The following is a 26,993-nucleotide window of genomic DNA, read 5'->3' as shown; positions in this document are numbered from 1 at the left end:
ATGTAGAAATCGCGAAAACGCGCTTGAACGCATTCACTCCTACGCAATCAACGCGAGCAAAGCCATATTGATGCACTGCGGCGCCAATTCTTCGCCTTGTTTTCGGCAGAGTTCCAGCGCCTGCTAGCGGGCATGGCTCGCGCATCGTTCGATACCCATTCATCATCTTCCGAAAATGCTACGGAACCCGACGTCGAAGCGGGCACCGAACAGACACGGCGATCCCTGCTGCTCGGTGCGATGGCCACGACGGCGTGTCTCGGCTGTTCAACCAGGGCCCGCGCAGGTGAGGATCCGCCCGGCTCGGATGAGCGGCCGCAGAAAGGCGATCTGCTCGTCTTCTCCGAAGGTGACCAGGAGGGAAAGCTCATCACTGCGGCTGATCTACGGGTCGGTGGACCGCCGATCCATGCCTGGCCGAAGGACCCCACCACATCGGTGGTGCGCAGCGCCTCGCGGCTCAACGAAATCCTGATCATCAAGCTCGATCCCGCCGACCTCGACGAGAAGACCCGCGCGCGCGCCGTCGACGGCATCATCGCCTATTCGGCGATCTGCTCGCATGCCGGCTGTCCCGTCACCGCCTGGGTGAAGAGCGATGTCGGCGACAAGGAGGTTTTCAAGTGCATGTGCCACAACTCCGAATTCGATCCCCGCGCGGGCGCGCAGGTCGTGTTCGGGCCGGCGCCGCGGCGGCTAGCAGCGCTGCCGCTGGCGCTCGCTGACGGTTCGCTCAGCGTCGCCGGCAATTTCATGGGAAAGGTAGGTGGCACACAGCCAGGATGATGGACGGTTGCGGGCTGGGCCCGCCTCACGACTAGCCGCCACCGCCGAAGGGCGGAAGACGGGACGAACGACAAGAAATCACAAAAAGAATTCAAGCGGATGAAAAAGGGGAACGTCCATGAAAACTTCCATGATCAGGAAGCAATGGTTACTGTCCGGCTTGGTCGCCTTCACGTGTCTTGCCTCAACCGCCGCTCTATCGGGGCCGATCGAGAGTTATTCTCCGGTCACCGCGCAGCGGCTGGAAAACCCCGAGCCCCACAACTGGATGCTTTACCGGCGCACCTATGACGGGCACGGCTATAGCCCGCTCGATCAGATCAACACCTCCAACGTGAAGAACCTCACACCGGTCTGGACCTTTTCCACTGGCGTGGTCGAAGGCCATCAGGCCCCGCCGATCGTCAACAATGGCGTGATGTTCGTGACGACCCCAATGGGCCAGGTGATCGCGCTGAATGCGAAGACCGGCGACGAATACTGGCGCTACAAGCGGCAGCTTCCTGACGATCTGTTCCAGCTGCATCCGACCAACCGCGGCGTTGGTCTGTGGGAGGACAAGCTCTACCTCGCCACCACGGACGACCACGTGGTCGCGCTCGATGCCAAGACCGGCAAGGTGCTGTGGGACACGAAGGTGCAGGACTACAGGAAGGGGCAGTACCTCACCCTGATGCCCTTGATCGTCGACGGTAAGGTCATTGTCGGCGGCTCCGGCGGCGAGTTCGGCGTGCGTGGCTATATCGTTGCTTATGATGCCAAGGAGGGCAAAGAGTTGTGGCGGACCTACACCATCCCCGGTGAAGGCGAGCCCGGTCATGACACCTGGCAAGGCGACGACTGGAAAAACGGCGGCGGGTCGGCCTGGATGACAGGCAATTACGACAAGGAGACCAGGACGATCTATTGGGGTGTCGGCAATGCCGCGCCATGGCCCGGCGACTCGCATCCCGGCGACAATCTCTACACAGCATCGGTGCTCGCGCTCGATCCCGACACTGGCAAGATCAAGGCCTATCACCAATACCACCAGAACGATTCCTGGGATTGGGATGAGGTCGACGCGCCGATGCTGATCGATTTGCAACGCAACGGCCGCACCATCAAGAGCCTGGTCCATCCCGGCCGCGACGCGATCTTCTGGGTGCTGGAGCGGACTCCGACCAAGATCAATTACGTCGCCGGATGGCCGTTCGTCTTCACTGACGTCTGGAAGGGCATCGACGAGACCGGCAAGCCGATCGTGGATCCAGCGCACAAGCCGGTGATCGGCAAGCGCGTCGAGTTCTGTCCCTCGCTGTGGGGCGGCAAGGATTGGCCATCGGCGGCCTACAGCCAGAGGACCGGCCTCGTCTACGTGCCTGCCAACGAGAATTTCTGCGGCGGCTTTACCGGCGAGAAAGTGCCACTCAAGCCGGGCGAGCTCTGGCTCGGCACCAAGCCGGAAGACATCGGCCTGAAGGTAAAGCCGGGTGCGGATCATTTTGGCGAGCTGCAGGCCTGGGATCCCGCGACCGGAAAGAAGGTCTGGCAGCACAACTTCCCCAAGTCGCATCTGTTCGGATCGGTCACGGCGACTGCGGGCGATCTCGTCTTCGTCGGCGGGACCAACGACCGCTATTTCCGCGCCTTCCACGCCAAGACGGGCGAACTGTTGTGGGAGCAGAAGACCAACTCCGGCATCGTCGGCATGCCGGTGTCATATGAGATCGACGGCACGCAATACATCGCGATCCAGTCGGGCTGGGGCGTCGACGCGCAGCGCATCCAGGATGCACTCGTGACCAACAATATCGGCATTGAAGCCAACGTGCCGCAGGGCGGCGTCGTCTGGGTCTTCGCGCTGAAGAAATAGCTCCGCGGGCGGATCGAAAGAAGCGGAGCAGCGGGGGGTGGCGAATGCGGCGGATGGCAACATCCGCCGCATTTGTTTGCGCAGCGCCAGATAGCTACTTCCCCTCGCGCTCGACCTTATCCTTCTCCTTCTGGTTCATCTCGCGAATCTTGGGATCCGGATTGTGCTGCCCGGTGGTCTGGTTGGTGGTGGCGGGCGGGGCATTGGCGTTCGGCAGCGAAGTCTGGTCGGGGCCGGTGGGGCGCGTCGCGGTGGTCGGCGGCGTCGTGTTGCTCTGGGCGAATGCGCCCGCGGCGGTCAAAAGAAAGGCGCCCGACAGCGAGACCGCGAGCGCCCTTGAGATGTTGGTCATCGATCTGTCTCCTGTCAGATCGATGGAAACGGCGCGAGGCGCCTTGTGTTCCGCCTCGCGCTTCGGTTCCGTCTCACGCCTCCAATTGCTTGCCGATCGGAAGCGCGCGGATGCGTTTTCCCGTCGCTGCGAAGATCGCGTTGATCAGGGCTGGCGCGAACGGAGGAACGCCGGGCTCGCCGACGCCGCTCGGCGGCGTGTCGTGTCCGGGCGGCACGATGTACACGTTGGTCACCACAGGCGAGTCGTCCATCCTGACGACCTGGAAGTCGTCAAAATTCTTCTGCTGCACCTTGCCGTCCTTGAAGGTGATCTCGCCGTATTTGGCGAGACTGAGCCCCATGATCGCCGCGCCCTCGATCTGCGAAGCGATGCGCTCGGGGTTGACATAGGTGCCGCAATCGATCGCCGTGTCGACCCGCGGCACCGTCAGCTTGCCCTTGTCGTCGACGGCGACCTCGACGATGGTCGCGATGTAGCTGACGAAGCTGCGGTGCACGGCGATGCCGAGACCGTGGCCCTTCGGCACCTTTCGTCCCCATTCGCCCTTCTCGGCGACCAGCTCGACCACCTTGCGCAGGCGCGCGGTGTCGATCGGGTAGCTGTCCTGGGGCTCGCCGTAATTCCAGAGGTCCTTCACGTTGGGCTTGACGATGCGAGGCGAGCCGATCAGCTCGAGCAGCATGTCTTTCTGGTCGCGGCCCGTTGCCTGCGCGATCTCGCCGACCATCGACTGGACGGCGAAGGCGCGCGGGATGTTCGAGACCGCGCGGAACCAGCCGATGCGGGTGAACGCCGCGGCTTCCGGGTTCTCACACGAGATGTTCGCGATCTCGAACGGCATATCGACCAGGCCCATGCCGATCTCGAACGGCGCCTGATGCACCGTGCCGGCGGCAAAGGTCGAGGCGATGCTGGGAGCCACGCTGCGGTGGCGCCAGGCGATCACCTTGCCGCTCTTGTCGAGGCCGGCCTCGATCCGCTCGACCGAGACGGTGTGCAGGAAGCCGTTGTGGATGTCGTCCTCCCGCGTCCACTGCACCTTCACCGGCGCGCCGAGCTCCTTCGAGAGCAGCGCGGCTTCGAGCGCAAAGTCGCATTTCGACTTGCGTCCGAACCCGCCGCCGAGCAGCGTCACGTTGACCGTGACGTTGGCCTCGGAAATGCCGAGCGTCTTGGCGACGTCCTCGCGGGTGCCGCCGGGGCTCTGAACCGGCGCCCAGATCTCGGCCTTGTCGCCCTTGACGTCCGCGACCGCCACCGGCGTCTCCATGGCGACATGGGCGAGATGCGGAAGGTAGTATTCGCCGACGATCACCTTGTCGGCGCTCTTCAGGGCAGCGTCCGCATCGCCCTCCTTGCGCAGCACGAGCCCCGGCTTGCGCGAGGCCTCCTCGAGCTCCTTGCGGTAGGCGACGGAGTCGTACTTGCCGTTGGGACCGTCGTCCCAGGTCAGCTTCAGCGCGTCGCGGCCCTTGATCGCCGCGCCTGTGTTGCGCGCGATCACCGCGACGCCGCCGAGCGGCTGGAATTTCGAGGGCCACGGCCAGCCGCGCACCTGCATCACCTTCTCGACACCGGGGACCTTCAGCGCCTCCGCCGGCTCGAACTTGACCAGCTTGCCGCCGGTCACCGGCGGACGGGCGATCACGGCATATTTCATGCCGGGCAGCCGCACGTCGGCGCCGTAGTTCGCCTTGCCGGTGGTGATATCGTGGAGATCGACAATGCCGATCTGGCCCTTGCCGAGATAACGGAAGTTCTTGGGGTCCTTCAGCTTGAGGCCCTCGATGCTGGGCACCGATTCCTTGGCGGCGTCGGCAGCGAGCTCGCCGAAGCCGAGCTTGCGCCCGCTGGCGCTGTGCACGACCTCGTGGTTGACCGCCTTGACCTCGGTCGCCGGCACGCCCCAGCGCTTGGCCGCGGCCTGCTCCAGCATTGTGCGAGCCGAAGCGCCGATCTGGCGCATCGGGATCAGATAATGCCGCGTGCTGCGCGAGCCGTCGGTGTCCTGGTTGCCGAACTTGACCTCGTCGCCATGGGCTTGCCGCACCTTGACCCTGGACCAGTCGGCCTCCATCTCCTCGGCCACGATCAGCGGCAGGCTGGTGCGCACGCCGGTGCCCATTTCCGAACGATGCCCGACGATGGTGACGATGCCATCCGCGCCCACCGAAACGAACACGCGCGGATCGACCACGACGCCATGCGGCATCTTGCCGGCGCCGGTCTCATAGGCGAGCGCCTGGCGCGACATCACGGGGGCGGCGAGCACGAAGCCGCCGGTGACGCCGAGCCCCTTCAGGATGCTGCGGCGCGACACCTTCTCGACCTTGATGTGCTTTTCGAAGCCGCGAAGCTTGCGGGGATAGTCGATGAAGTTCATGTCACACTCCCGTCGATGCGAGATGGACGGCGTTCTCGATGCGCTGATAGCAGCCGCAACGGCAGATGTTGCCGGCCATCGCCTCGCGGATCTGGTCGTGCGAGGGTTTGGGATTCTCCATCAGAAGCGCCGCGGCCTGCATGATCTGGCCGGCCTGGCAGAAGCCGCATTGGGGCACGTTGACCTGACGCCACGCCTTCTGCACCGGGTGATCGCCGTTCGGATGCAGCCCTTCGATCGTGGTGACCTCGCGTCCGGCGACGTCGTTGACGGACGTGATGCAGGCGCGCACCGCTTGCTTGTCGACGATGACCGTGCAGGAGCCGCACAGCGCCTGGCCGCAGCCGTATTTGGTGCCGGTGAGCCCGGCCTCGTCACGCAGGAACCAGAGTAGCGGGAGATCCGGGTCACCGTCCCAGCTCTGTTCCTGGCCGTTGATCTTCACCTTGATCATGATCGTGCCTCGCTCTTCATAAGCATGCCAAATTCAAAGTCCGCCGACGCCGGCCGGCGACGGTTCGTGCGTCGTCTCGCCAATCCCGCCGTGGTCCCGCGCGGGCAAATCCCGGAAGGAGGCAGGAACGCAGCTAGCGATGTCTGGATGTGCTCGATACCTCCCGTTTTCTTCTTAATTGATTGTACGTCGTGCGGCATCGTGACGGCGCGACCTTAGCAGAGATCGCGCCGACCCGGCGTTCACAGCCGAGTGTTCTCACCGGGAAAAGATTGCATCGACGGTTTGTCAAAAGCAGGGCGCGTCATCCGCCACGTTGCGTATCAAATGGACGCAACGAAAAAAGCTTCGTCCGCCGGCTGCACCGAACGGACGAAGCAGTAGGCCTCAGTCGAGGGAGGGAGAACGCAGAGCACCGCGAACTTCAAGCAGGAAGCGGACGGTCCTGCGCAGTCATTCAGAGACCAGGACTGAGGAGCCGATGGTCCTCACCCACGCGTGGTGCAGAAGCGGCGGCATCGCGCCGCGGTGGTCCCGGCAGCGGGGACCCGTGAGGCTCGCTGGCGGCAACGAACGCCAGCGAGCTGCAGATGGTGTAGCCAAGATCCGGCGGCCGGCCAGTTCAGGCGGGCGTCCAGGCAGTCTTCCTAAGCGGCTTTGGCCTTCGCGACATGGGTCGCGATCGCGTCCATCAGGGGCGGGGACAGGCAGTCATAGGGCTCGAGGCCGATCTCCTTCAGCCGCGAACGGATGCCGGCCATCTGCTCGGGCTTCACACCCGATTCGATCACGGAGGAAACGAAGGCGGCGAATTGCGGCGCCTGCGAGCCCTGCTCCTGGAACAGTTCGGGATGGATGAAGTCGAGGCCGTAGAACGGATGGTTCTTGTTCTCGATCCGGCCGTACATGTGCGTGCCGCAGGCCTTGCAGGCGTAACGCTGGATCACCGCGGAGGGGTCGACGATTTGGAGCTTGTCGCCGTTCTCGAGCACGGTGACGTTCTGGCGCGGCACGACGGCGACGACGGAGAAGGTCGCGCCCTGCGGCTTCCAGCACTTGGTGCAGCCACAGGCGTGATTGTGGGCGACGTCGCCCTTGATGCCGACCTTCACCGGGTGGTCGCTGCATTTGCAGGCCAGCGTGCCGCCGGCGAAGCTGCCGCTGCCTTGCTTGATGCCGTTGTCGATCGAGGGATGGAGTGCAACAGTCATGGTCGATCCTCCTTGGTGTGACGTTTTCGAGCTAGAACACGACGACTGAACGGATGGATTTGCCCTCGTGCATGAGGTCAAAGCCCTTGTTGATCTCCTCGAGCTTGAGCACGTGGGTGATCATCGGATCGATCTGGATCTTTCCGTTCATGTACCAGTCGACGATCTTCGGCACGTCGGTTCGCCCGCGCGCGCCGCCGAAGGCCGTGCCGCGCCAGTTGCGGCCGGTGACGAGCTGGAACGGGCGGGTGGCGATCTCCTTGCCGGCCTCGGCGACGCCGATGATGATCGAGGTGCCCCAGCCGCGATGGCAGGCCTCCAGTGCCTGGCGCATCACGGTGGTGTTGCCGGTGCAGTCGAAGGTGTAGTCGGCGCCGCCGTCGGTGAGGCCGACGAGGTGCTGAACGATGTCGCCGGTGATCTTCTTCGGGTTGACGAAGTCGGTCATGCCGAACCTGCGACCCCATTCCTCCTTGGAATCGTTGATGTCGACGCCGATGATCTTGTCGGCGCCGGCCATCTTGGCACCCTGGATGACGTTGAGGCCGATGCCGCCGAGGCCGAACACGACCACGTTGGAGCCCGGCGTCACCTTGGCGGTGTTGACGACGGCGCCGACGCCGGTGGTGACGCCGCAGCCGATGTAGCAGCTCTTGTCGAACGGCGCGTCCTCGCGGATCTTGGCGACCGCGATCTCGGGCAGCACGGTGAAGTTCGAGAAGGTCGAGCAACCCATGTAGTGGTAGATCGGCTTGCCCTTGTAGGAGAAACGGCTGGTGCCGTCGGGCATCACGCCCTTGCCCTGTGTCGCGCGGATCGCGGTGCAGAGATTGGTTTTCTGGCTGAGGCAGCTTTTGCACTGCCGGCATTCCGGCGTGTAGAGCGGGATGACGTGATCGCCCGGTTTCACCGAGGTCACGCCGGGGCCGATCTCGCGGATGATGCCGGCTCCCTCATGTCCCAGGATCGACGGGAAGATTCCCTCGCTGTCGAAGCCGTCGAGCGTGTAGGCGTCGGTATGGCAGATGCCCGTCGCCTTGATCTCGACCAGGACTTCGCCGGCCTTCGGGCCTTCCAGATCGACCTCGACGATCTCGAGCGGCTTCTTGGCTTCGAAAGCAACGGCGGCACGTGTCTTCATCGGTAGCTCCTCAAATTCTCATCAGGCGCCAAGAAGTAGTCCTGGCAGCCCTCGTAACGTTCATTTCTTGCCCATGCAGGCGTCTTCAGCCTGGGTATAGGCCTCCGTCTTCTCCTCCTTTTTCGCAGGACGCTGCCGGCCCAAGGCGTCGGTGGAGCGCGCGCGGAGATAGACGTAGAGATCGTCCATGTAGCAGGCGACGTTCGGGTTGTCGCCGAAGGCCGGCATGACGTTCTCCTGCGCGGCCGAGATGTTCTTGCGGCCGGAGGCGACCACGCCGAGGAAGTCACCGTAGCTCATCGACTTCACGGAATCCCTCAGCGCCGGCGCGTATGTCGATCCCATGCCGTCGGGGCCGTGACACACGTGACAGTCCGAATGATAGCGGCGGTATCCGGAATAGGTGAACCAGTCCACGGTGCCGTCGGCCGAAATCTTGTAGGTCGGGTTTCCGTCCTTATCGAGCCACTTTCCGTCGTCTTCCTTCTTCACGGCGGTCGGGTCGCCCGGACCCTCTGCGACCGCGCTTCCTCCGGACACAACGAAGATCATCATCACAGCAATGACAGAGCAGATTTGACGCAAGAGATTGTTCCTCGGTCGGCATTCGGTGGAGACGAGCCGGCGCGTGGAGCGATCCACGCGCCGGAGCGATGCTGACGGGTTTAGTTCGGCAGCGAGAACACGGTCAGGGTACCGCCGAGCGCCGTGTAGTTGCTGAGGGCCGCGTAGCCGCCGACCGCACCGAGGCCTGCGGTCGGGTCGGTCAGGCCTGCCGCCAGTCCGATGCCGGCCCAGCCGCCCACGCCGGAGAGAATGGCAATGTATTGCTTGCCATTGTTCTCATAGGTGGTGACGTTGCCGATGATGCCCGAGGGAGTCTTGAACTTGTAGAGCTCCTTGCCGGTCTTGGCGTCGACCGCCTTCAGGTAGCCTTCGAGCGTGCCGTAGAACACCACGCCCCCGGCGGTTGCGAGCGCACCCGACCAGACCGAGAACTGCTCCTTGTTCGACCAGACGATCTTGCCGGTCTTGTTGTCCCAGGCGATGAAGTTGCCCATGTGGCTTTCGCCCTGCGGCGGATACATCGAGAGCGTCGCACCCACATAGGGCTGACCCGCGGTGTAGCTCACCTTGAACGGCTCGTAGTCCATGCAGACGTGGTTGGTCGGAACGTAGAACAGCTGCGTGTCCGGCGAGTAGGCTGCCGGCTGCTGGTCCTTGGTGCCGAGCGCGGCCGGGCAGATGCCCTTTGTGTTCTTGTCCTCTCCGCCGTGCTCGGTCGAGTATTGTGCGACGACCTTGGGACGGCCGTAGGTCGGCGAGTTCTTGTCCATGTCGACGCCGCTGGTCCAGTTCACCTTCGGGTCGTACTTCTCGGCGACCAGCAGTTCGCCGCTCTCGCGGTCCATCGTGTAGGCGAGGCCGTTGCGGTCGAAGTGCGTCAGCAGCTTGCGGCTCTGACCGTTGATCTGCTGATCGCTGAGGATCATTTCGTTGACGCCGTCATAGTCCCATTCGTCGTGGGGTGTCATCTGGTAGACCCACTTCGCCATGCCGGTGTCGGCATCGCGGGCGAAGATCGCCATCGACCACTTGTTGTCGCCGGGACGCTGCTTCGGGTTCCAGGTCGAGGGATTGCCCGACCCGTAATAGACGAGATTCAGAGCGGGATCGTAGGAGATCCAGCCCCAGGTGCAGCCGCCGCCGATCTTCCACTGATCGCCCTGCCAGCTCTTCAGCGAAGAGTCCGGGCCGACCGGCTTGCCGAGCGACGTCGTCTTCGCCGGATCGACCTTGATCTGATCATCCGGGCCTGTGGAATAGGCGCGCCAGACCTGCTTGCCGGATTTGAGGTCGTATGCGGTGACATGGCACTGCACGCCGAACTCGCCGCCGGAGATGCCGACCAGGACCTTGTCCTTGACGACCAGCGCAGACGACGTGCCGGTCTCGCCCTTCGCGGGATTGCCGTTGGTCGCGGACCAGGCCACTTGGCCGGTCTTGGCGTCGAGCGCAACGAGGTTGGTGTCGGCCTGATGCAGGATGATCTTGCCGTCGCCGTAGGACAGGCCGCGGTTGACGGTGTCGCAGCACATCACGGGTATCACGTTCGGATCTTGCTTCGGCTCGTACTTCCAAACGATCTTGTTCTCTTGCGAAAGGTCAATAGCGTAGACCTTATTCGGGAACGGCGTGTGGACGTACATCATGTTGCCGATGATCAGTGGGCCACCTTCGTGACCACGTAGCACGCCGGTCGAGAAGGTCCAGGCAACTTGGAGTTTCCCGACATTCTGTGCGTTGATCTGGTTCAGCTTCGAATAGCGGGTATTGGCGTAGTCGCCCGCCGGCATCACCCAGTCTTTCGGGTTTTGCGACATCTTGATCAGCTCGTCATTTGCTGAAGCGCTGCCGACGGCGAGAGCCGCCGCCGAACCAAGACAGGTCGCCAGAAGCACCTTGCGCATAGTCATTCCTCCGTTGGTCTCGTTTATTATTTCCGAAGCATTGCTCAATCGCCGGGCTTCTCGTCCGGCGTCTGCTCGTGCAGGGCGGTCACGATGGGGACCAGAAACGATGCTGTGCTGTTTCCTCCTCCTGATGAGAGCCACGGGTCCACGTGCAGGAGCGGCCCGTTCTTGTTGTTCCTGCCGCAATCCCTAACGGCTTCGCCATCGGGAAACTTGCCCAAGAGCGAAGGCGGTTTGCTCGACAGCGCACGGAGGTGAAGATTTTGATTTTGCAGTAGCGAATTCAGCGGCTTCGGTGCGCCCTCGAGGCCGGCCTCGGCGCTCAGGTTCCCCTTGACGGCGCTGCAACTAAGGCGGAGGATTAAGTTTCAAGAGTGGCAATGGAACGATGGCGCTCGTTGCAAGAGACCGCTCAAATGCGAGGTAAACGTCACGCAATCACGGCTGAGGGCTCCGGCAGCGCTGGTTGCGATTCGCGCCGAACCTCCGGATCAAATCAGTGGCTGGATTAATGTCCGACACCATTCACACGCTCTCGACGACCGGAATGACGCCGAAGCGGCAGATCCAGAGCTGGATCGACGGGCTCACGAGCCTGTGCGGGCATTTCGACGTCGATCCGCTGGAAGCGTCCTCGCTCGAAGGTCGCATCGATTACACCACGGTCTCGCGCCTGAAGCTCTGCCAGATCGAGGTCAGCCAGCATCGCATCGCGCACACGCTGGCGCGCGCCAAGGCCAATGAACACCCGTACATAAAAATCCACTTCCAGACCTACGGCGTGTCTTATTTCGAACAAGAAGGCCGTCACATCGAGATCAATCCGGGCGACATCATCGCCTATGACGTCTCCTGTCCGCATTCGATCATCAGTCCTGCCTTTACCCGTCATGACGTGGTGATCGTGCCGAAGGCGCTGCTGCGCGACCGCGGATTCCCGTCGCAGCGGATGCCGGCGTGCAAATTGACGGCGAAGACGGGGACCGGGCGGATCGCCCACGATTTCGTCCATGCCACCTTCGACGAGGCGGCAAAGCTGTCGGCCAACAGCGCGGTCGGCGTCGCCGATTCGCTGATCGACCTGTTGCTGCTGCCGTTGCGCGAAGCCGACACGATGTTCGATCGTGTCGGGCCCGAAGCGATGTATGTGCGCGCGCAGTTCTTCATCCGGGAGCACTTGCGCGACCCGGATCTGTGCATCGACCAGATCTCGGCCGAGCTCGGTTGCTCCAAGCGCTATCTGCACATGCTGTTCTCGGAGCGCGGCACCACGGTGAGCGACTACATCTGGCAGGCGCGGCTGCAGAACTGCCGCCAGGAGCTCGAGGCCCACGCCGGCAAGACCATTACCGACGTCGCCTTCTCCTGGGGGTTCTCCAGCTCATCGCATTTCAGCCGGGTGTTCCGAAAATACTTCGGCGTGGTGCCGTCCTCGATCCACAAGGCACAGCAGGGCGCGGCGAGCTCGGGCGAGCATTAGACGCGGTTTTTCCAGAAGCGGCGAGGCCGTCCTTCCGATGCGCCCAACTTTCTGATCAGGCCGGCTCGAGGCCCAACGACTTCGCGCTCTCGATCCAGATCGGCAGCTCGCGCTGGTACAGCGCATTAGTCTCCTTGAAGCCGATTGCGGGCTCGAGCACGAAAGTCGAGAGAACCTCCTTCACTTTCGGATCGGTGTTGGCGGCGACGCAGAGCTCGGCCAGGCGGTCGACGACGGCTTGCGGCGTCGCCTTGGGCACGGCCCAGCCGGTAAATCCGCTCACGGTGAAGAATTTCGACGTCGCGCCCTGCTCGGGAAGGGTCTTGATCGTGGGGATCGCATCGACCTTCTTCGAATGCACGGCGAACACCGTGCCGCGGTCGCTTTGCAGGACCGACTGCGCGGCCGTGTAGCTGCCCATCGCGGCATCGAGGGTGCCTTCCAGCATTCCCGTCCACATCGGCGCCTCGCCGCGATAATGCACCGGCTCGATGTTGAGACCATACTGCTTGTTGAGCTCGTTGACGGTCATGTGCGGGGCCGAGCCCGCGCTGTAGGTGCCGAAATTCACCTTGCCGCTCTTGCGCGCGAAGGCGACGAAATCCTCCAGCGTCTTGACCCCGGTTTTCGGGTTCGCGACCAGCAACAGGCCCGCGCCGGGAATGACGCTGACGAGCGTCAGATCCTTGTCCATGTCGTAGCCGGGATTTTTCATCACCACCCGGTTCATGATGTAGGTGGTCGAGATCGAGCACAGGATGGTGTGGCCGTCGGGCTCGGCGCGGGCGACTTCCGCCGTCCCGATCGCGCCGGAGGCGCCGGGCTTGTTCTCGATGACGACGGTCTTGCCGACCTGCTTGGAGATGAACTCGCCATAGGCGCGCGCGAGCAGGTCGGTCTGGCCGCCGGCGGGATAGCTGCAGATCATGCGAATTTGCCGCGCCGGCCAGCCGCCCTGCGCCGATGCGCCGCGCGCGACGAACGGCATCGCCAGTGCACTGGTACCGGCGGCGATGAAGTGGCGGCGATCGAGCTTGGCGGACATGATTCTCTCCCTGATTTTTGCCGAACCTACTGCATCAGGCCGTCGCTGCCATGGGCCGCAGGCGAGACAGATTGGCGCATTGGCTCGCACTGCGTTCGGCCGCGGGAGCCTCACCGCTGGATGATCTTCGTCCAGACATCGCCGAGGATCGCGGGCTCGCGCGGCGGCAGATAGGTGAGGCCGGCCTGCTTGCCGAATTCGGCGATCTTGCCCGAAGCCGTGAGCTCCGTCAGCGCCTTGTTGACGGCCGCGATCAGCGTGCCATCGCTGGCGAGCCCGACATAGCCGCGATTGGCTCCGATCGGATAATAGTAGCCGGACGCCGTGATCGCCGTGTCCGGGTGCGCGGCGCGATGGGCGTCGAAGCGGGCAAGATCGATCAGCGTCGCGTCATGGTCGCCGCGCTCGAGTCCGCCGAGGAGATCGTCGCGGCCGGGGACGAGATGGGTGATGTTGTCGATCAGGCGCCCCTTGTCGAAGGTCATCAGGATGGCGTCGCCGAGTGATCCGCTTTCGATGGCGAGACGAAGGCCGGCGAGATCGCCGATGTCGCCGACCTTGCGCCCGCGGGCCTTTGGCCCCAGCACCACCGTCATCGGCGAATAGATGTAGGGCTGGCTCGGCGCGAGCACGCCGAGCGGGACGCGGCGCCGCCGATCGTCGCGCGTGGCGCCGGCGAAACCCGGCAAGCGCGCCGTCTTCATCCCGGGTGCGACAAGCGAATCCTGCGTCAGCGCGTAGCCGCCGACCAGAGAGCAGCGCCCGTCCGAGAGCAACGCATTGGCCTCGAGCTGCGGGCTCGAATCCTCATCCAGCCTGCTCTCGAACCACTGGATCTTCAGCGGGCGTCCCATCCGCTCGGCGATCGCCTGCGCCAGCAGCACGTCGAAGCCGGCATCCGGCTTGTCGCGGCGATGCACCGAGAGCGGCGGCCGGTCCTCGTCGAGACAGACCTTCAGAGGATCGTCGGCTGCGAGAGCGGCCGACGCCATCGCGGACAGAACGGCCGCAACGCTCCAGGCAACGCGCCGGCCCCTCATGGCTTCCTCCGGCTGGAGACGAACGCCCAGAGGTTTCCGATCTCGTCGTCGCTGAGAATGTCGGCCCAGGGTGGCATCTTGTTGTTCTTGCCGTTCTTCACCGTGGTGACGAAGCGCGTCTTGTCGTCGGGAATGGCACGCAGATCCGGCGTGACGGTGCCGGAATTCATCAGATTGGGGCCGTGGCAGTGGGAGCATTTCGAGGCGTAGGTCGACTTACCATGGTCGATCTGCGCCTGCATGGTATTGCCGGTGGTGTCATCGGCGCGGGCGGTCGCCGCATGCGCGACCGAGAGCACCGCGACGGCGGCGATCATCGCCGCCGTCTTGTGAGAGATCACTTTCAGCATCGTACCCGTGTTTACTGCTTGACCGCAAAGACCCACAGCGAGCCGCCGGGCGGCACGTTGGCAAGCCGCTCGTCGCCGGAGAACAGCGAGTACACGCCCCCATAGCCGCTCGTCACGGCGACATACTGCACGCCGTCCTGCTGCCAGGTCACCGGCTGTCCCTCGATGCCGGAGCCGGTCTGGAACTGCCAGAGCTTCTTGCCGGTGTCGGCGTCGAAGGCCTCGAACTCGCCGGTCAGCGCGCCAGAGAATACGACGCCTCCGGCCGTCGAGAGCACGCCGGAGAAGCGCGGAATGTCGCTCGGCGCTTCCCATTTCGATTTGCCGGTCATGGGATCGATAGCCTTGAGATGGCCGCGCGGCCCGTCGCCGTATTCCCAGAGGTCGGTCAGGTCCATGCCGAGGTACCATTCGCCCTGCTTGTAGGTGACGGGCTCGGTCTTGTACCTGCCGCCGAAGGCGAGCGTGTTGGCATAGGCGAGGCCGGTCTGCGGATTGAACGACATCGGCTCCCAGTTCTTGCCGCCGAGGATCGAGGGATACACCGTCACCTTCTTGCCCTCGCGTGCGTCCTTCGAGATGTCGGTCTCGATCGGACGTCCGGTCTTCATGTCGATGCCGGTCGCCCAATTCACCTTCACGTAAGGATTAGCCGCGAGCAGCTTCCCGTTGGTGCGGTCGAGCACGTAGAAGAAGCCGTTGCGGTTGGCATTCATCAGCGTCTTGGTCGGCTTGCCCTCGATGTTCACGTCGGCGAGCACCATCTCGGCCACGGCGTCGTAGTCGAACGGATTGTTCGGCGAGAACTGGTAGTGCCACTTGATCTTGCCGGTCTTGGGATCCAGCGCCAGCACGGAGCAGGTGTAGAGATTGTCGCCGGGGCGCACCGCCGAGTTGAACGGACCGGGATTGCCGGTGCCCCAATAGATCGTGTTCAGCTCAGGGTCATAAGAGCCGGTGATCCAGGTCGAGCCGCCGCCGAGCTTCCAGGTGTCGCCCTTCCAGGTGTCGCCGCCGGGCTCGTCCGGCGAGGGGATCGAATGGGTGCGCCAAAGATGCTTGCCTGTCGCCGGATCCCAGCCGTCGATGAAGCCGCGGGTGCCGAATTCGGCGCCGGAAATGCCGGTGATGACGACGCCGTCGGCAACGAGCGGGGCCACCGTCATCGAATAGCCTTCCTTGATGTCGGCTGCCTTCTGCCGCCACAGCTCCTTGCCGTTCTTCGCGTCGATGGCAATCACGTGGGCATCGAGGGTCGTACGGAACAGCTTGCCCTCGTGAATCGCGACGCCGCGGTTAATGATGCCGCAGCAGACGATTCGCGGCGTCTCCGCCGGATATTCGATCTTGCTCTTCCAGATCTGCTTGCCGGTCTTGGCATCGACCGCCATCGTGGCATTGTGCGAGGTGACGTAGATGACGCCCTGATAGACGATTGGCTGTGATTCCTCGCTCCGATCGTCATTGAAGCTGTAATTCCAGATTGGGACGAGATTCTTGACCGTATCCTTGTTGATCTGCTTCAGCGTCGAGAAGCGCTGGAGATTGTAGCCCATTCCGTAATTGAGAACGTTCGATGTGTCGGTCGCACCCTTGACCAGCTGCTCGGTGGTTTGTGCATTTGCACAGGTTGACGCAAGCATGACGAGGCTCGCGGCCATCGCAAAGCGTTTCATCCGTTCCTCCCAAAATGCGCGCCTTTTGACGCTGCGGCTGCAACACTCCGTCGGAAACCAAAACGCGTCAATACGAAAGTCGTAACTGCCGTGCCGATATCGTCGGCGGTCACCTGACGGAAACCTGACAAAGGCAACTCCAACTTGTGCGCAGACGCTGAGAAATTCCGCGACGCGAAGCACTATTGGGAGCAGGGCAATGCATCTCTACCGGTTGTGGCGCGCGCAAGTTGCAGGTCCGGACTTGAACCGAGGGCCGCTTGCGGGTTTATCTCGGCTCTGCCCCATTGATCTGGGGGTATGTCAGGGAGGTCTCGATGATTTCGGCTCGCTCGATTGCCCTTGCACTTGTGATTGCACTTTCGGCCGGTCCGGCGTGGTCGGCCTCCGGCAATGCGGTCAAGTTGTTCGACACCGACAATGACGGCACGCTCGATCTTGCCGAGGTGAAGAAGGTGGCCGCCGCCTCGTTCGCAAAGCTCGATCCCGATCGCGACGGCACGCTCGATGCGCGCGAATTGCGTGGACGGTTGAGCGCGAAAGAACTCGCCGCGGCAGACCCCGACCGCGACGGGACCCTCACCCTCGACGAATATCTGTCGGTGGTCGAGCAGCGTTTCAACGCAGCCAATCCCGACAAGGATGGAACGCTGGATGCGAAGGAGCTGAATTCGCGTGCCGGGCGCGCGCTCGTACGATTGCTCCGGTGAAGCGCCGCAAGCGGAACGGGCATGACGGGCGTAACGTTTGCGATCATTCCGGCCTGACGCTCGGGAACATCGGGCTGCTCGGCCTGTTTCTCCGCATGTCCTGCCGGCGCCGGGGCTGCGCTGCGGGAGAAAAGGAGATGCAAATGAATACGAAGCGTTCCCTTCTTGCTGCCTGCGCAATCCTGACGCTGAGCGCCGGGGTTGCGGTCGCCGGTCCCTGCAACACCGGCAGCGCCAGCACCGACAAGACCGACAAGGATGCCGGTTCTGGCCCTGTCACCGTGGGCTCCGCGCAATCGCACACGTCCGGTTCGGCGAGCGATAGCAGCCAGCATCCGCCGACCAGCACGATGAACCGGGCCAGCGGTGAATCGCCGGCGTCGTCCGAGGATGCGCAGCGGCAAATGCAGAGCGAGCCGACGGCGGCTCAGCGCGCCGCGGGCGCCAAGCCGAATGCCGAAATGGCCGACAAGGACTGCTGACGGCACCGTTGTCGATTGGACGCGCGGTGCATTGCACAAGGCGGTGTCTCGCTGGTCGTGTTTGACCAGGAGGGAACTTGCTTTGTCCGAGAGAGAAATTGCGGCCGCGAAGTATCGGCACAGACGTGACGGCAGTCGAATCGAGGCTTGAACTGCACTCGACGCAGCCCTAGGTTTTTCGCCGCGCGATGTCGCGCTCAATACCTTGGGAGACCCGAATGGCTTGGAAAGCTCCGAAGATCGTGGAAGTGCCGGTCGGCATGGAAATCAACATGTACGCCTGCGCCTCGCGCAAGTAAGACCGACGACCTGCCGCGGCTTCGATGGCAAACGCCGTCGGAGCCGTGGCAGTGTCGGATCTGCGCCTCGCCGTGCTCCATGCTTTGCGGATCGCGCGAAAGCCGCACGTGGGAGGGGCTTCAATTCTTTCCCCGCAAAATTTCGACCGTGCTCTGCGGCAGTGTGTTACGCTGACGCCCGGTCAGCGCTGCTGCCGCATCACAGCGGCGCGCGCCTTTGGGGCACGGGATGGGCGGCAGAGCCTGCAAGTTCTGGACGGTGATCGTGTGCGCGATCGTGCTGGCGCCGGCGCGCAGCAGCGCCGAGGCAGGTTTTGATACCGAGCACATCTTCGGCTTCATGATCGGCACCGATATCGGCAATGTCGGCGAGCGCGAATTCCAGACCCAGACGACGGGGCGCTTCGGCAAAGGCGGGGGCGCTTATCGCGCCCTTGAACATGAGGTCGAGATCGAGGTCGTGCCGCTGCCGAATTTTCGTGTCGAGGTCGGCGGCACCGCCAGCTTGCACCACATCACCGGCGTCCCTGATATAGACGACCGCCGCCAGTTCAACTTCCAGGGCATCTCGCTTGACCTGCGCTATCGCCTGCTCGACCGCGAGCGCGCACCATTCGGCTTCACGATTGCGGCCGAGCTTCACGGCGACCGCATCGACGAGACCAGCGGCGCGAAAGGGCGGATGTACGGCACCGAATTCACGCTCGCCTTCGACCGCGAACTCATTCCGAACTTCGCCATCGGCGCCCTCAACCTGATCTACCAGCCGGAATGGGCGCGCTTCGAGATTGGAGGGGCATCCGAGAAGAGCTCGACGATCGGGGCCGCGTTTGCCGGCCTGGTTCGCGTGCGGCCCAATGTGCTGCTTGGCGGCGAGATGCGCTACTTCCGGCAATATGAGGGCATCGGCCTTAGCGAGTTCTCAGGCCACGCCCTGTTTGTCGGCCCCACCGCCTATTTCCAGCTCTCCGAGCGTTCCCGGCTCACCGCAAGCTGGAGCATGCAGGCCTGGGGGCGCCCGGCCGGCTCAGGCGGCAATCTCGACCTCGTCAATTTCGAGCGGCATCAGGCGCGATTGGTGTTCGGCGTGAACTTCTAGCGCGGAAGATCGTCTTGCCCGGGCTTCTCCCGGCTACGCGGCCGAAGCCGCTTCGGCGAGGCGCGGCCCGGGCATCCACGTTCTTTGTTCCACGAGGCAAGGCGTGGATGGCCGAGCCCGGCCATAACGAGGCTTCGGCGCTATGAAACTTCCCCCTCCTTCGCGCGTAGCTTCATGTGCTAATCTCTCCATCGCCCCCTTGCGAGAGGATTCCGGCATGAACCCGATTGACCTGGTGGTGACTGTGTGCGCGGTGCTCTCGCCTGCGACCTGCGAGGAGCGGCATCTGGTGTTCCACTATTCCGGGTCGCCGCGGCAATGCGCGATGGCCGCGCCGCCCTATATCGCGCAATGGGTCGGTGAGCATCCGAAGTGGCACGCGGTGAAGTGGCGCTGCGAATATCCACACCCGAACGACAAGGCATAGCAGCTCCAACGGAGAGCCGCTGCGCTACTTGGTGCAGTCCTTCAGATCCTTGTCCGCAATCGAGAACACTGCATCCGCCTTGATCTCGATATCGCGGACGATGCACTGCCGTGCATTGGGGTAGCTGACCCTGGCGTCGTAGCGGCCGGGCTCGATGCCGTTGATGCGCAACCGCTCGTCGTGGTCGACCTCCTTGTCCTTGTCATTCAGGCACTGGTTCGGACCCCAGTCGGTCTTGCCCGCGGGTGCGAGCTGGAAGCCGGAGATGGTCTCCGTCGTGAGATTCCAGAGCCTGATGCCCTTGCCCTTGGTCTGCGCGGCGGCTTCGCCGGCAAGCGTCAACAACGCGATCAAAGCAAGAACCCCACGCATCAGCCAGTCCTCCCAAAGGGCGCCGTCATTCCTTGATCAGGCGCTCGCGGTTCTTTGCCTTGTCGAAATTCTTGGCGCGGTCAAGGCCGTTTGGTGCGATCAGCTTCGCCGAGACGAGATCGGCGCCGTCGAAATCGGCGTCGATGACGATGGCGCCGGTCAGATCGGCTCCGCCGAGTTGGGCGTTTTTCAGTGATGCGCCGCTCAGATCGGCGCCCCTGAGGACTGCGAATTCGAGGTCGACGCGCGACAAATCGGCGTTGCGCGCGTTCAGCCGTTCCAGCTTGGCGGATCTCAGCACCGCGCGCATCAGTCCCATCGACTGGTTGCGCATATCGGCGCCGAGATTCGCGTCCGCGATCGAGGCGCCGACCAGGCTTGCGCCGGTGAGGTCGGCAGCGATGCGCGCTCCTGACAGGTTCGCACCGTCGAGACGCGCGCGGGCCATTTGCGAGGCGAATAGATTGGCGCCCTTCAGGCTTGCGCCGGTAAGATCCGCATCCAGCAGCCACGCCTGATCGAGGATCGCACCGTCCAGCCGGGCGTCTCGAAGTATTGTCTTGTTGAGCCGCGCGGCGCGGAGAACCGTGTTGGACAGGTCCAGCCCCGAGAGATCGAGACCCGACAGGCGTTTGCCGGTGAAATCGGCAGGCTGCTTTGGGCTCGCTTTGGCCAACATGGCCTCGACCTCCGGCCTCGTCATTTCAGCCGAGACCATCGCGGGGGAGGTGAGGTCGACGCCACGCATCATGTCCTGCGCGCCCGCCGTCACCGCAACGAGTGCGAGGCTAAGCGCTGCAAGACCAAGCGTTGCGAAGGCGACTGTTCGTGTCATCATCAGCTCCGCCGCCCGCTAATCTAGCACGTCCGCCAGGCGACCGGCTATGAGGCATCTCGCTCAGTGCGGTCGCCTTGAGTTCGTTGCGCGAGGCCGGCCTTGATCGCCGCAATTTCGGCTTCGCCGCGTGTGTCGCGCGGGATGCCGATAGGCACCTCGGCCACGATCCGCGCTGGTCGCGGCGATAGGAAGAACAGCCGGTCGCCCAGGCGCACTGCATCGTCCAGGCTGTGTGTCACCAAAAGCGTCATCACCGGCCGGCTCGCGACGAGCGTTGCAATCTCATCGCGCAGGCGTCCGGCGAGAGCGTCATCGAGCGATGCCAGCGGTTCGTCGAGCACCAGAATATCCGGCTCGACGGCAAAGGCGCGGGCGAGCGCCACGCGCCGGGCCAAACCCAGCGAGAGCTCACCGGGATAGTGGTCGCGATGCGCTTCCAGCTCCAAAATCCTGAAGAGCTCGGCGAGCTTGGCATCAGCGACATCGGGCGCAGCCAGCCGCACATTCTGCTCGACCGAGCGCCACGGCAGCAGGCGCGGCTCCTGGAACACCATGCCGATCCGTGCCTCCGGCGGTCGCGCGACGTGGCCCGCAAAGTCGTGGTCCAGTCCCAGGATGATACGCAGCATCGTGCTCTTGCCGCAGCCCGAGGGGCCGATCAGCACGCCGACCTCGCCGGATTGCAGCGCGAACGTGACGGGCGCCAGCACCTCGTGCGTTCCGCCCGCGGCACTCCTGAAAGTCTTGCCCGTGATATCGACCTCAAGCCGCACGGGGCCGCCACCTGTTTGCGCGGGCTTCGAACGGCTGCACCAGCAAGGTTTCGATGACGAGCACGACGGCGGCGAAGGTGAGGGAATAGGCCAGCAGCCGCGGCGTGTCGAACAGCTGGAAGGCGACGCCGATCTCGAAGCCGACGCCGTTCGGCCGCCCCAGCAGCTCGGCGACGAGCACGATCTTCCACACCAGCGACAGGCCGGAGCGGGCCGAGGCCGCGATATAGGGCGCCAGTTGCGGCAGCACGACGTGGCGGAAGGCGCGCCAGCGCGGCATTGCGAACACGCTCGCCATCTCGTCGAGCGAACGGTCGAGCGCGCGCGTGCCCTCGCGCAAGGTGACGATGGCGGTCGGCAGCTTGTTGATGGCGATCGCTGCGATCGCGGCGGCCTCGGTGAGGCCAGCCCAGATATAGGCCAGCACGATCACGACCAAGGCGGGCAGGTTGAGCAGCAGGATCAGCCAGGGATCACCGAGCCGGTCGGCGAGCTTCACCCGGCCCATCAAATAGCCGATGGCACTGCCGAGCGACATCGCCAGGGTGAAGGCGAGCGCGACGCGCGCCAGCGTGGCGCCGAGATGCAGGAACAGCGCGCCGCTTGATGCTTCCGCGATCATCACCTGAAGCACCGCCGGAGGGGAAGGCAGCTTTGCGCCGCCGACCACGAGCGCGGCAATCCACCAGATCGCGAGGAACAGGGCGAACGACAGCAGGCGCAGCACCTCAGTCTCCGGGGACTGCGTGATAGAAGGTGCCGGGATCGAGCTCGGCTGCGGGGCCGACGAGGTCGCGGCCGCCGATCTCGGCCAGCACGCGGTAGAGCACGCGCGCGTCCTTTTTCTCGTCATCGATGCTCCGGCGCGGAATGCCGTCGCGGTAGCGCTCGCGGTAGGTCCTGAGCAGGGCAGGATCCGTCGTGCCGGTGAGCGGCGCGACCTTGTCCCAGGCCGCATCCGAGGTCGCCAGCAACTCCTTGGCCTTGCGGGTCATCGCGATGAAGCGCGCGACGGCCTCCTTATGGCTCGCGGCCCAGCTCTCATCGAAGACATAGCCGACCGCGGCGACCGCGCCTTTGGCACCCAGCTTCGGCAAGATGTCCTCGATGCCGGCGAGGCGCCTGAAGCCCTTCGCTTCGAGCTGGGCGCAGAAATTCCAGAAGTTGAGGCTCGCATCCATCTCCCCGTCCAGCGCCTTGGCGGCGATCAGCGGCGGGGCACCGTAGACGATGGTTGCTTCCGACTTGAGGTCGATGCCGTCCTGCTTCATCCGCGCCTGCAGCAGCAGCCAGCTCTTGTCGATCGCCCCGCCGGCGACCGCGAGCTTGCGGCCCTTGAGGTCGGCGAGCGTCTTGATCGGCGATGAGGCCGGCACCATCACGGCGCCGAGCGCGCTGGAATAGGGATAGAAGGTGAGCTTCGCACCGAGCGTGCGCTCGCGCGACACCCACAGCCAGTCCGACAGGATGATGTCGGCGCTGCCGGCGCGCATCGCGATCTTGCCGGCCTCGGTGCTCGCCAGCTCAGTGACCTCCAGCGCCAGGCCGGCCTCCTTGTCGAGGCCGGCGCTTCGGATCGCGGCCAGCTCCCACGAGAATGTTCCGGTCTTCTGCACCGCAAGGCGGATTGTGTCCGCAGCGCCGGCAGGTGCGGCTAGCGCCAGCACCGTTGCGAGCGCCCATATTCGCGCCAAAACTGTCATCACCTTGTGAGCCGTTTCCTCTGACAGAGTGCTTTTCAGCACAATACGCATAGCATAGCCTTGGTCGCAACCAGCGGGAGGACGCGCATGGATCTGGCCGGACGGCTACGACCGATTGTCGCCGCATTGACGGCGCTCGCTGCCAGCGTATGCGTGGCACGGGCCGAAGAGGCCAATGATTATCCCACCGCGGCGCGCGCGGAATACGTCTATGGCTGCATGAAGGCCAACGGCGAGACGCGCTCCGCGATCGAGCAATGTTCCTGCTCCATCGACGTGGTCGCCTCGATCATACCCTACGAGCGCTATGTTACCGCCGAGACCGCGCTCAGCATGTCGCAAGTGCGCGGCGATCTCGGCGTGCAGTTTCGCACCTCGGAGCAGGCCAACTCGGCGGTGAATGACTTAAGGCGCGCGCAGGCGGAAGCCGAGGTGAGGTGTTTTTAGCTATCGCGGCACAGACGGTGCGATCTTCCTTCTCCCCTTGTGGGAGAAGGTGGCGCGAAGCGCCGGATGAGGGGTTCTATCGGCATATTCCAGCATGAGAGGCAGGTGGGCGCGGAAACATACCCCTCACCCGTCTCGCCGCTACGCGGCGATCCACCCTCTCCCGCAAGGGGAGAGGGGGCTTCAGCGCAAGTCTGACGAAACTAAGTCCCCGGTTTCTCCACATCCCATTCATTGCGGAACACATGCCCGTCCGTATCCCGGGCCTCCGCACGAAAGCGCTTGGCGCCGTTGGAGACATAGGTGAAGCGCAGGTTGGGATCTTCCGAGATCGAGATGCCGCCTTCCATCGACAGCACGGGGCTGTCGTCCTGCGTCAATCTGAGCTGGTTGATGAAGAAGGCGGGAATATAGAGCTGCGTGACCTGGTCCATCTGCAGGCCGGAATTGTTGGGATGGCCGATCATGATCTGCGCTTCGCGCAGCCGGCTTGCCGGACCCTCTTCACGGGCGAATTGCCGGTAGCGCATCTGGCCGAGCCGGTTCTTGGCTTCCTCCACGTTCTTTGCAGCCGGCGCCGAGCAGCCGCCGGAGGCCTTCACATAGACTTTGGAGACGTAGAGCTGGCCGTCGCTGAGCTCGGCCACCGCATGCACGTCGGTGTAGTTGTTGACGCGCACACGGGTCGAGATCTCCGTGACATTGGCGTGCGGGCCGAGTTCGAACTTCGCGGCCATCGGCGCGGGATTGCGGTCGATCACCAGCGTGATCGAACGGATGCGTCTGCTGTCGCCGGGCGACAGCTTGCTGCGCAGCGTCACCGGCACGATGGCGGCATCCTCGGCGCGATAGGGCATCTCGATGCCGATGACCTCGGCGCCGTCGTTCATCGGCCGGTTGCTGAAGATGTCCTGCACCAGGCCCGGCCAGGGATCGGAGGCCTCGTCCGCCTGCGCCGGCACGGCAAAGGCGATGCCGAGGAGCAGGGCAATCAGGGGCAGGCGGCGTGTGCATGCCGTCATGGTCATGCTCCTCGGTTTAGGTGAAGCTGATCTCCTGCCAGCGTAGCGCGCCCGCTATTCCCATTCAATTTCCGAAAATGCTGCAGTTGCGTTGCGGGCGTTGTAGTCCTCGAACAGCTGCCAGTGCGGCCGCTCGTCCGCCGCCGCCTTGTCCGCAGCGGCGCGGATCGGCGCGCCCCTCTTGTTCAGGGCGCGGACGTCAGACAGCAGCGTTGACAGGTAACGTCGTTGATCGCTCAGCGCCGCTGGCCAGTCGCTCACAGGACCGTGACCGGGAACAACGCGCAGCGCCGGGATCGTCTCCAACTCTTTCAGCGTGGCGAGCCAGCCGCGAATGCTGCCGTCCATCACCGGAATGTGGCCGAGAAAGACGAGATCGCCGGCAAGCAGGGTTTTGGTGCTCTCGTCGAACACGGTCAGATCGTTGTCGCTGTGCCCGGCCGGCCAAGCGCGCAAGGTCAAGCGGCGCGAGCCCAGATCGAGCGTGAGCGTGTCCGTTACGAGCAGGGTCGGCGGTACGATCTTCACGGGATCGATCAGCTCGGGGCCCATGAGGCGCCTGAAATTGTCGAGATAGAAGGGCCCGCGGCTCGCCAGCGCCTGCGGCAGCTTGCTGTGGCCGACGAAGCTGGTTCCCTCCCCCATGAAGGCAGCATTGCCGAAGACATGGTCGGGATGGCCATGGGTGTTGATGACATAGCGGATCGGCTTTTGCGTGCGCGCTCGTACCGCCGCCAGCAGCGCCTCGCCTTCGCGCAGGCTGCCGCCAGTGTCGATCACGGCCACCGCGTCACCTCCGATGATGAAGCCGACATTGGCGATGCCGCCTTCGTTCTCGCGGCTCATCAGCGCGATGGCCCCGGAGTGTACGAAGATTCCCGGCGCGACTTCGCTCACAGGCAATTCGGCCGCCCCGGCGCGTGCTAGCGTGGCTGCTACCAGGGACAAGGCTGCGATCACGAGAGCGATGCGAGACACTTTTCCGCCTCAGTTCAAAGAATTGGCCTCATTGCACTGCAACAAAGCAAAGCCGGCAAAAGTTGGCACACGTGGCGCGTCATGCGTTGCATGGATAACATTCAAACAAAACGAGGAGGAAGCGCGATGACGCAGGCCGGACGACATCGTCGCTGGTGGTTTTCACTCTGGATCGTGATCGCATCGTGTGCCTATGGCGATCTCGCCATCGCGCAGACCAACGAGACCGGAGATCTCTCATTCGAGCTGGTCGACCCGAAGGTGCTGCGCGTCTGCGCCGACCCGCGCAACCTGCCGTTCTCGAACGAGAAGGGCGAGGGCTTCGAGAACAAGCTCGCCGAGTTTCTGGCGGACAAGCTGCAGAAGAAGCTGGACTACGTGTTCTTCCCGCAGGCCGCCGGCTTCGTGCGCATGACGCTGGGTGCGCATCGCTGCGACGTCATCATGGGCTACCCGCAGGGCGACGACCTCGTGCAGGGCACCAATCCCTACTACCGCACGACCTATGCACTGGTTGCGAAGACTGGCAGCGGGCTCGAGGACGTCGACACGCTGCAGGACGCACGCCTGAAAGGTAAGCATATCGGCATCGTCGCCGGCACGCCGCCGGCGACCAATATGGCGTTGGCAGGCCTGATGGGCGATGCAAAGCCGTATCAGCTGATGATCGACACGCGCTTCGACAATTCGGCGCAGGCGATGATCGACGACCTCGCTGCCGGCAAGATCGACGCCGGCGTGCTCTGGGGACCGATGGCCGGCTATTATGCGAAGAAAGCCGGCCCCTCGCTGCGCGTCATGCCGCTGGTCAAGGAGACCACCGGGTCCAAGCTGGTCTATCGCATCGGCATGGGCGTGCGACCCGCCGACCAGAACTGGAAGCGGCAGCTCAACCGGGTGATCCAGGAGAACCAGGGCGAGATCAACAAGATCCTGCTCGATTTCGGCGTGCCGCTGCTGGACGAGAGCAACCGGCCGCTCGGCGCGGAGACGGCCAAGAAGGCGCCATGAGCCGGCCGCTTGCCGCTGCGTTCGTCGTTGCCTTGCTCGTGGCCCCGGCGTCGGCGCAGCAGCAGGAGCCGTTCGAGCCCGAGGGATATCGTACCGACAATTATCGCGCGCCGGTGCCGGCGACGCTCGCTGGCGCGCGCGTGCTCACGACCGGCGAGGCGGAGGCGATCTGGCGTGCGAACAGCGGCACCTTCGTTGACGTGATGCCGCGCGCGCCGAAACCAAAGAACCTTCCTGTGAGCACGGTGTGGCGTGACGCGCCGCGCAGGAACATTCCGGGCAGCTTCTGGCTGCCGGACACCGGCTACGGCAACTTGCCGCCCGCCATGGACGATTATCTTCAGCGTGGCCTCGCGCGCGCCTCACGCGGCGACAAGGCCGCGCTGCTGGTGATCTATTGCCTCGCCGATTGCTGGATGTCCTGGAACGCGGCGAAGCGTGCGCTCGCTTACGGCTATGCCAACATCGCCTGGTATCCTGACGGCACCGACGGCTGGGAGGGCGCGAAGCTGCCGACGGAAGAGGCGCAGCCGGAGCCGCGGCCGGAGCAACATTGATGCAAGCAGGAGAGATCAGGCGCCA

Annotated in this window: 29 protein-coding genes; 11 read left to right on the top strand and 18 right to left on the bottom strand. The window is 63.9% G+C overall.

What is annotated here, in order from left to right; all coding sequences use genetic code 11:
* Window positions 1–132: 132 nt before the first annotated feature.
* Together I6F09_RS18480 and I6F09_RS18475 are read left to right on the top strand one after the other, a co-directional pair.
* Window positions 133–786, top strand: a complete 654-nt coding sequence (locus I6F09_RS18480) for a Rieske 2Fe-2S domain-containing protein (RefSeq protein WP_036007969.1) — start codon at window positions 133–135, stop codon at window positions 784–786.
* 130 nt (window positions 787–916) lie between these two features.
* Window positions 917–2,641 (top strand): methanol/ethanol family PQQ-dependent dehydrogenase, encoded by a 1,725-nt coding sequence (locus I6F09_RS18475; protein ID WP_085972394.1) that lies wholly within the window; start codon window positions 917–919, stop codon window positions 2,639–2,641.
* Window positions 2,642–2,735: 94 nt separating this feature from the next.
* On the opposite strand, the gene I6F09_RS18470 is transcribed toward I6F09_RS18475, so the two are convergent.
* The 7 genes from I6F09_RS18470 to xoxF5 form a co-directional block, all read right to left on the bottom strand.
* Window positions 2,736–2,993, bottom strand: a complete 258-nt coding sequence (locus tag I6F09_RS18470; protein ID WP_036029352.1) for a hypothetical protein — start codon at window positions 2,991–2,993, stop codon at window positions 2,736–2,738.
* Between the two features lie 73 nt (window positions 2,994–3,066).
* On the bottom strand, window positions 3,067–5,379 hold the full coding sequence (locus I6F09_RS18465) for a molybdopterin cofactor-binding domain-containing protein (protein ID WP_225188707.1): 2,313 nt from the start codon (window positions 5,377–5,379) through the stop codon (window positions 3,067–3,069).
* A 1-nt stretch (window position 5,380) separates the two neighbouring features.
* Window positions 5,381–5,833: a (2Fe-2S)-binding protein gene (locus I6F09_RS18460; RefSeq protein WP_109142932.1), complete on the bottom strand. Its 453-nt coding sequence runs from the start codon at window positions 5,831–5,833 to the stop codon at window positions 5,381–5,383.
* Window positions 5,834–6,480: 647 nt separating this feature from the next.
* Entirely contained in the window at window positions 6,481–7,044 is a 564-nt protein-coding gene (gfa, locus tag I6F09_RS18455) for an S-(hydroxymethyl)glutathione synthase (RefSeq protein WP_036007953.1), read from the bottom strand.
* Window positions 7,045–7,075: 31 nt separating this feature from the next.
* Window positions 7,076–8,185, bottom strand: a complete 1,110-nt coding sequence (locus I6F09_RS18450; protein WP_027574628.1) for an S-(hydroxymethyl)glutathione dehydrogenase/class III alcohol dehydrogenase — start codon at window positions 8,183–8,185, stop codon at window positions 7,076–7,078.
* 60 nt (window positions 8,186–8,245) lie between these two features.
* A complete protein-coding gene (locus I6F09_RS18445) occupies window positions 8,246–8,737 on the bottom strand; it encodes a c-type cytochrome, methanol metabolism-related (RefSeq protein ID WP_036007993.1) in 492 nt (163 codons plus the stop codon).
* 113 nt (window positions 8,738–8,850) lie between these two features.
* Entirely contained in the window at window positions 8,851–10,656 is a 1,806-nt protein-coding gene (xoxF5, locus tag I6F09_RS18440) for a lanthanide-dependent methanol dehydrogenase XoxF5 (RefSeq protein ID WP_225188706.1), read from the bottom strand.
* Window positions 10,657–11,170: 514 nt separating this feature from the next.
* Here xoxF5 and I6F09_RS18435 point away from each other — a divergent pair.
* Window positions 11,171–12,139, top strand: a complete 969-nt coding sequence (locus tag I6F09_RS18435) for a helix-turn-helix domain-containing protein (protein WP_025037738.1) — start codon at window positions 11,171–11,173, stop codon at window positions 12,137–12,139.
* Window positions 12,140–12,194: 55 nt separating this feature from the next.
* Here I6F09_RS18435 and I6F09_RS18430 read toward each other — a convergent pair whose 3' ends face one another.
* The 4 genes from I6F09_RS18430 to I6F09_RS18415 form a co-directional block, all read right to left on the bottom strand.
* Complete coding sequence (locus tag I6F09_RS18430) at window positions 12,195–13,184, bottom strand: tripartite tricarboxylate transporter substrate binding protein (RefSeq protein WP_225188705.1); 990 nt, start codon at window positions 13,182–13,184, stop codon at window positions 12,195–12,197.
* A gap of 110 nt (window positions 13,185–13,294) precedes the next feature.
* Window positions 13,295–14,224: a transporter substrate-binding domain-containing protein gene (locus I6F09_RS18425; protein WP_225188704.1), complete on the bottom strand. Its 930-nt coding sequence runs from the start codon at window positions 14,222–14,224 to the stop codon at window positions 13,295–13,297.
* Window positions 14,221–14,574: a cytochrome c gene (locus tag I6F09_RS18420; protein ID WP_036007938.1), complete on the bottom strand. Its 354-nt coding sequence runs from the start codon at window positions 14,572–14,574 to the stop codon at window positions 14,221–14,223. Before I6F09_RS18420 ends, I6F09_RS18425 begins: the two co-directional genes overlap by 4 nt.
* Before the next feature lie 11 nt (window positions 14,575–14,585).
* Entirely contained in the window at window positions 14,586–16,250 is a 1,665-nt protein-coding gene (locus I6F09_RS18415) for a methanol/ethanol family PQQ-dependent dehydrogenase (RefSeq protein WP_128263279.1), read from the bottom strand.
* A gap of 317 nt (window positions 16,251–16,567) precedes the next feature.
* Here I6F09_RS18415 and I6F09_RS18410 point away from each other — a divergent pair, with 317 nt between their 5' ends.
* The 5 genes from I6F09_RS18410 to I6F09_RS18390 all read left to right on the top strand — a co-directional run bounded on the left by I6F09_RS18410 (window position 16,568) and on the right by I6F09_RS18390 (window position 19,267).
* Entirely contained in the window at window positions 16,568–16,960 is a 393-nt protein-coding gene (locus I6F09_RS18410) for an EF-hand domain-containing protein (RefSeq protein WP_036007934.1), read from the top strand.
* Window positions 16,957–17,442, top strand: a complete 486-nt coding sequence (locus I6F09_RS18405) for a hypothetical protein (protein ID WP_225127670.1) — start codon at window positions 16,957–16,959, stop codon at window positions 17,440–17,442. The genes I6F09_RS18410 and I6F09_RS18405 overlap by 4 nt, the downstream gene beginning before the upstream one ends.
* Before the next feature lie 218 nt (window positions 17,443–17,660).
* On the top strand, window positions 17,661–17,741 hold the full coding sequence (gene pqqA / locus I6F09_RS18400) for a pyrroloquinoline quinone precursor peptide PqqA (protein WP_008562446.1): 81 nt from the start codon (window positions 17,661–17,663) through the stop codon (window positions 17,739–17,741).
* 229 nt (window positions 17,742–17,970) lie between these two features.
* A complete protein-coding gene (locus I6F09_RS18395) occupies window positions 17,971–18,840 on the top strand; it encodes a hypothetical protein (RefSeq protein ID WP_225188703.1) in 870 nt (289 codons plus the stop codon).
* A gap of 217 nt (window positions 18,841–19,057) precedes the next feature.
* Window positions 19,058–19,267: a hypothetical protein gene (locus I6F09_RS18390; protein WP_036007926.1), complete on the top strand. Its 210-nt coding sequence runs from the start codon at window positions 19,058–19,060 to the stop codon at window positions 19,265–19,267.
* Window positions 19,268–19,291: 24 nt separating this feature from the next.
* Here I6F09_RS18390 and I6F09_RS18385 read toward each other — a convergent pair whose 3' ends face one another.
* From I6F09_RS18385 to I6F09_RS18365, 5 genes are read right to left on the bottom strand one after another with little or no spacing between them, the layout of a single operon-like run.
* Complete coding sequence (locus tag I6F09_RS18385; protein ID WP_225156476.1) at window positions 19,292–19,639, bottom strand: hypothetical protein; 348 nt, start codon at window positions 19,637–19,639, stop codon at window positions 19,292–19,294.
* A gap of 25 nt (window positions 19,640–19,664) precedes the next feature.
* Window positions 19,665–20,474 (bottom strand): pentapeptide repeat-containing protein, encoded by an 810-nt coding sequence (locus I6F09_RS18380; RefSeq protein WP_225127874.1) that lies wholly within the window; start codon window positions 20,472–20,474, stop codon window positions 19,665–19,667.
* A 47-nt stretch (window positions 20,475–20,521) separates the two neighbouring features.
* A complete protein-coding gene (locus I6F09_RS18375; RefSeq protein WP_109142936.1) occupies window positions 20,522–21,250 on the bottom strand; it encodes an ATP-binding cassette domain-containing protein in 729 nt (242 codons plus the stop codon).
* On the bottom strand, window positions 21,240–21,977 hold the full coding sequence (locus tag I6F09_RS18370; protein WP_036042015.1) for an ABC transporter permease subunit: 738 nt from the start codon (window positions 21,975–21,977) through the stop codon (window positions 21,240–21,242). Before I6F09_RS18370 ends, I6F09_RS18375 begins: the two co-directional genes overlap by 11 nt.
* 1 nt (window position 21,978) lies before the next feature.
* Window positions 21,979–22,953 (bottom strand): ABC transporter substrate-binding protein, encoded by a 975-nt coding sequence (locus tag I6F09_RS18365; protein WP_225188739.1) that lies wholly within the window; start codon window positions 22,951–22,953, stop codon window positions 21,979–21,981.
* A gap of 87 nt (window positions 22,954–23,040) precedes the next feature.
* On the opposite strand from I6F09_RS18365, the gene I6F09_RS18360 reads away from it, so the two are divergent.
* Window positions 23,041–23,400: a hypothetical protein gene (locus tag I6F09_RS18360; RefSeq protein ID WP_109142938.1), complete on the top strand. Its 360-nt coding sequence runs from the start codon at window positions 23,041–23,043 to the stop codon at window positions 23,398–23,400.
* A 203-nt stretch (window positions 23,401–23,603) separates the two neighbouring features.
* Here I6F09_RS18360 and I6F09_RS18355 read toward each other — a convergent pair whose 3' ends face one another.
* Window positions 23,604–24,422, bottom strand: coding sequence for a quinoprotein dehydrogenase-associated SoxYZ-like carrier (locus tag I6F09_RS18355; RefSeq protein ID WP_225188702.1), 819 nt, complete (start codon window positions 24,420–24,422; stop codon window positions 23,604–23,606).
* Window positions 24,423–24,476: 54 nt separating this feature from the next.
* Entirely contained in the window at window positions 24,477–25,400 is a 924-nt protein-coding gene (locus I6F09_RS18350; protein ID WP_225188701.1) for a quinoprotein relay system zinc metallohydrolase 2, read from the bottom strand.
* Window positions 25,401–25,526: 126 nt separating this feature from the next.
* Here I6F09_RS18350 and I6F09_RS18345 point away from each other — a divergent pair, with 126 nt between their 5' ends.
* Window positions 25,527–26,411, top strand: a complete 885-nt coding sequence (locus I6F09_RS18345; protein ID WP_057026625.1) for a substrate-binding domain-containing protein — start codon at window positions 25,527–25,529, stop codon at window positions 26,409–26,411.
* The gene (locus I6F09_RS18340) at window positions 26,408–26,968 is read left to right on the top strand and encodes a PQQ-dependent catabolism-associated CXXCW motif protein (RefSeq protein WP_036029396.1); all 561 of its coding nucleotides are present in this window, start codon (window positions 26,408–26,410) and stop codon (window positions 26,966–26,968) included. Before I6F09_RS18345 ends, I6F09_RS18340 begins: the two co-directional genes overlap by 4 nt.
* Window positions 26,969–26,993 lie beyond the last annotated feature (25 nt).

The organism is Bradyrhizobium sp. IC3195 (assembly GCF_020193585.1).
In the GTDB taxonomy this organism is placed as follows: domain Bacteria; phylum Pseudomonadota; class Alphaproteobacteria; order Rhizobiales; family Xanthobacteraceae; genus Bradyrhizobium; species Bradyrhizobium yuanmingense.
This window is presented reverse-complemented; position numbering and strand designations above follow the sequence as displayed.

Excerpts from the sequence above, each read along its gene's own strand:
- I6F09_RS18480 (WP_036007969.1), top strand. The coding sequence starts at position 133 with ATGGCTCGCGCATCGTTCGATACCCATTCATCATCTTCCGAAAATGCT.
- I6F09_RS18475 (WP_085972394.1), top strand. The coding sequence starts at position 917 with ATGATCAGGAAGCAATGGTTACTGTCCGGCTTGGTCGCCTTCACGTGT.
- I6F09_RS18470 (WP_036029352.1), bottom strand. The coding sequence starts at position 2,993 with ATGACCAACATCTCAAGGGCGCTCGCGGTCTCGCTGTCGGGCGCCTTT.
- I6F09_RS18465 (WP_225188707.1), bottom strand. The coding sequence starts at position 5,379 with ATGAACTTCATCGACTATCCCCGCAAGCTTCGCGGCTTCGAAAAGCAC.
- I6F09_RS18460 (WP_109142932.1), bottom strand. The coding sequence starts at position 5,833 with ATGATCAAGGTGAAGATCAACGGCCAGGAACAGAGCTGGGACGGTGAC.
- gfa (WP_036007953.1), bottom strand. The coding sequence starts at position 7,044 with ATGACTGTTGCACTCCATCCCTCGATCGACAACGGCATCAAGCAAGGC.
- I6F09_RS18450 (WP_027574628.1), bottom strand. The coding sequence starts at position 8,185 with ATGAAGACACGTGCCGCCGTTGCTTTCGAAGCCAAGAAGCCGCTCGAG.
- I6F09_RS18445 (WP_036007993.1), bottom strand. The coding sequence starts at position 8,737 with ATGATCTTCGTTGTGTCCGGAGGAAGCGCGGTCGCAGAGGGTCCGGGC.
- xoxF5 (WP_225188706.1), bottom strand. The coding sequence starts at position 10,656 with ATGCGCAAGGTGCTTCTGGCGACCTGTCTTGGTTCGGCGGCGGCTCTC.
- I6F09_RS18435 (WP_025037738.1), top strand. The coding sequence starts at position 11,171 with ATGTCCGACACCATTCACACGCTCTCGACGACCGGAATGACGCCGAAG.
- I6F09_RS18430 (WP_225188705.1), bottom strand. The coding sequence starts at position 13,184 with ATGTCCGCCAAGCTCGATCGCCGCCACTTCATCGCCGCCGGTACCAGT.
- I6F09_RS18425 (WP_225188704.1), bottom strand. The coding sequence starts at position 14,224 with ATGAGGGGCCGGCGCGTTGCCTGGAGCGTTGCGGCCGTTCTGTCCGCG.
- I6F09_RS18420 (WP_036007938.1), bottom strand. The coding sequence starts at position 14,574 with ATGCTGAAAGTGATCTCTCACAAGACGGCGGCGATGATCGCCGCCGTC.
- I6F09_RS18415 (WP_128263279.1), bottom strand. The coding sequence starts at position 16,250 with ATGAAACGCTTTGCGATGGCCGCGAGCCTCGTCATGCTTGCGTCAACC.
- I6F09_RS18410 (WP_036007934.1), top strand. The coding sequence starts at position 16,568 with ATGATTTCGGCTCGCTCGATTGCCCTTGCACTTGTGATTGCACTTTCG.
- pqqA (WP_008562446.1), top strand. The coding sequence starts at position 17,661 with ATGGCTTGGAAAGCTCCGAAGATCGTGGAAGTGCCGGTCGGCATGGAA.
- I6F09_RS18395 (WP_225188703.1), top strand. The coding sequence starts at position 17,971 with ATGGGCGGCAGAGCCTGCAAGTTCTGGACGGTGATCGTGTGCGCGATC.
- I6F09_RS18390 (WP_036007926.1), top strand. The coding sequence starts at position 19,058 with ATGAACCCGATTGACCTGGTGGTGACTGTGTGCGCGGTGCTCTCGCCT.
- I6F09_RS18385 (WP_225156476.1), bottom strand. The coding sequence starts at position 19,639 with ATGCGTGGGGTTCTTGCTTTGATCGCGTTGTTGACGCTTGCCGGCGAA.
- I6F09_RS18380 (WP_225127874.1), bottom strand. The coding sequence starts at position 20,474 with ATGACACGAACAGTCGCCTTCGCAACGCTTGGTCTTGCAGCGCTTAGC.
- I6F09_RS18365 (WP_225188739.1), bottom strand. The coding sequence starts at position 22,953 with ATGACAGTTTTGGCGCGAATATGGGCGCTCGCAACGGTGCTGGCGCTA.
- I6F09_RS18360 (WP_109142938.1), top strand. The coding sequence starts at position 23,041 with ATGGATCTGGCCGGACGGCTACGACCGATTGTCGCCGCATTGACGGCG.
- I6F09_RS18355 (WP_225188702.1), bottom strand. The coding sequence starts at position 24,422 with ATGACGGCATGCACACGCCGCCTGCCCCTGATTGCCCTGCTCCTCGGC.
- I6F09_RS18345 (WP_057026625.1), top strand. The coding sequence starts at position 25,527 with ATGACGCAGGCCGGACGACATCGTCGCTGGTGGTTTTCACTCTGGATC.
- I6F09_RS18340 (WP_036029396.1), top strand. The coding sequence starts at position 26,408 with ATGAGCCGGCCGCTTGCCGCTGCGTTCGTCGTTGCCTTGCTCGTGGCC.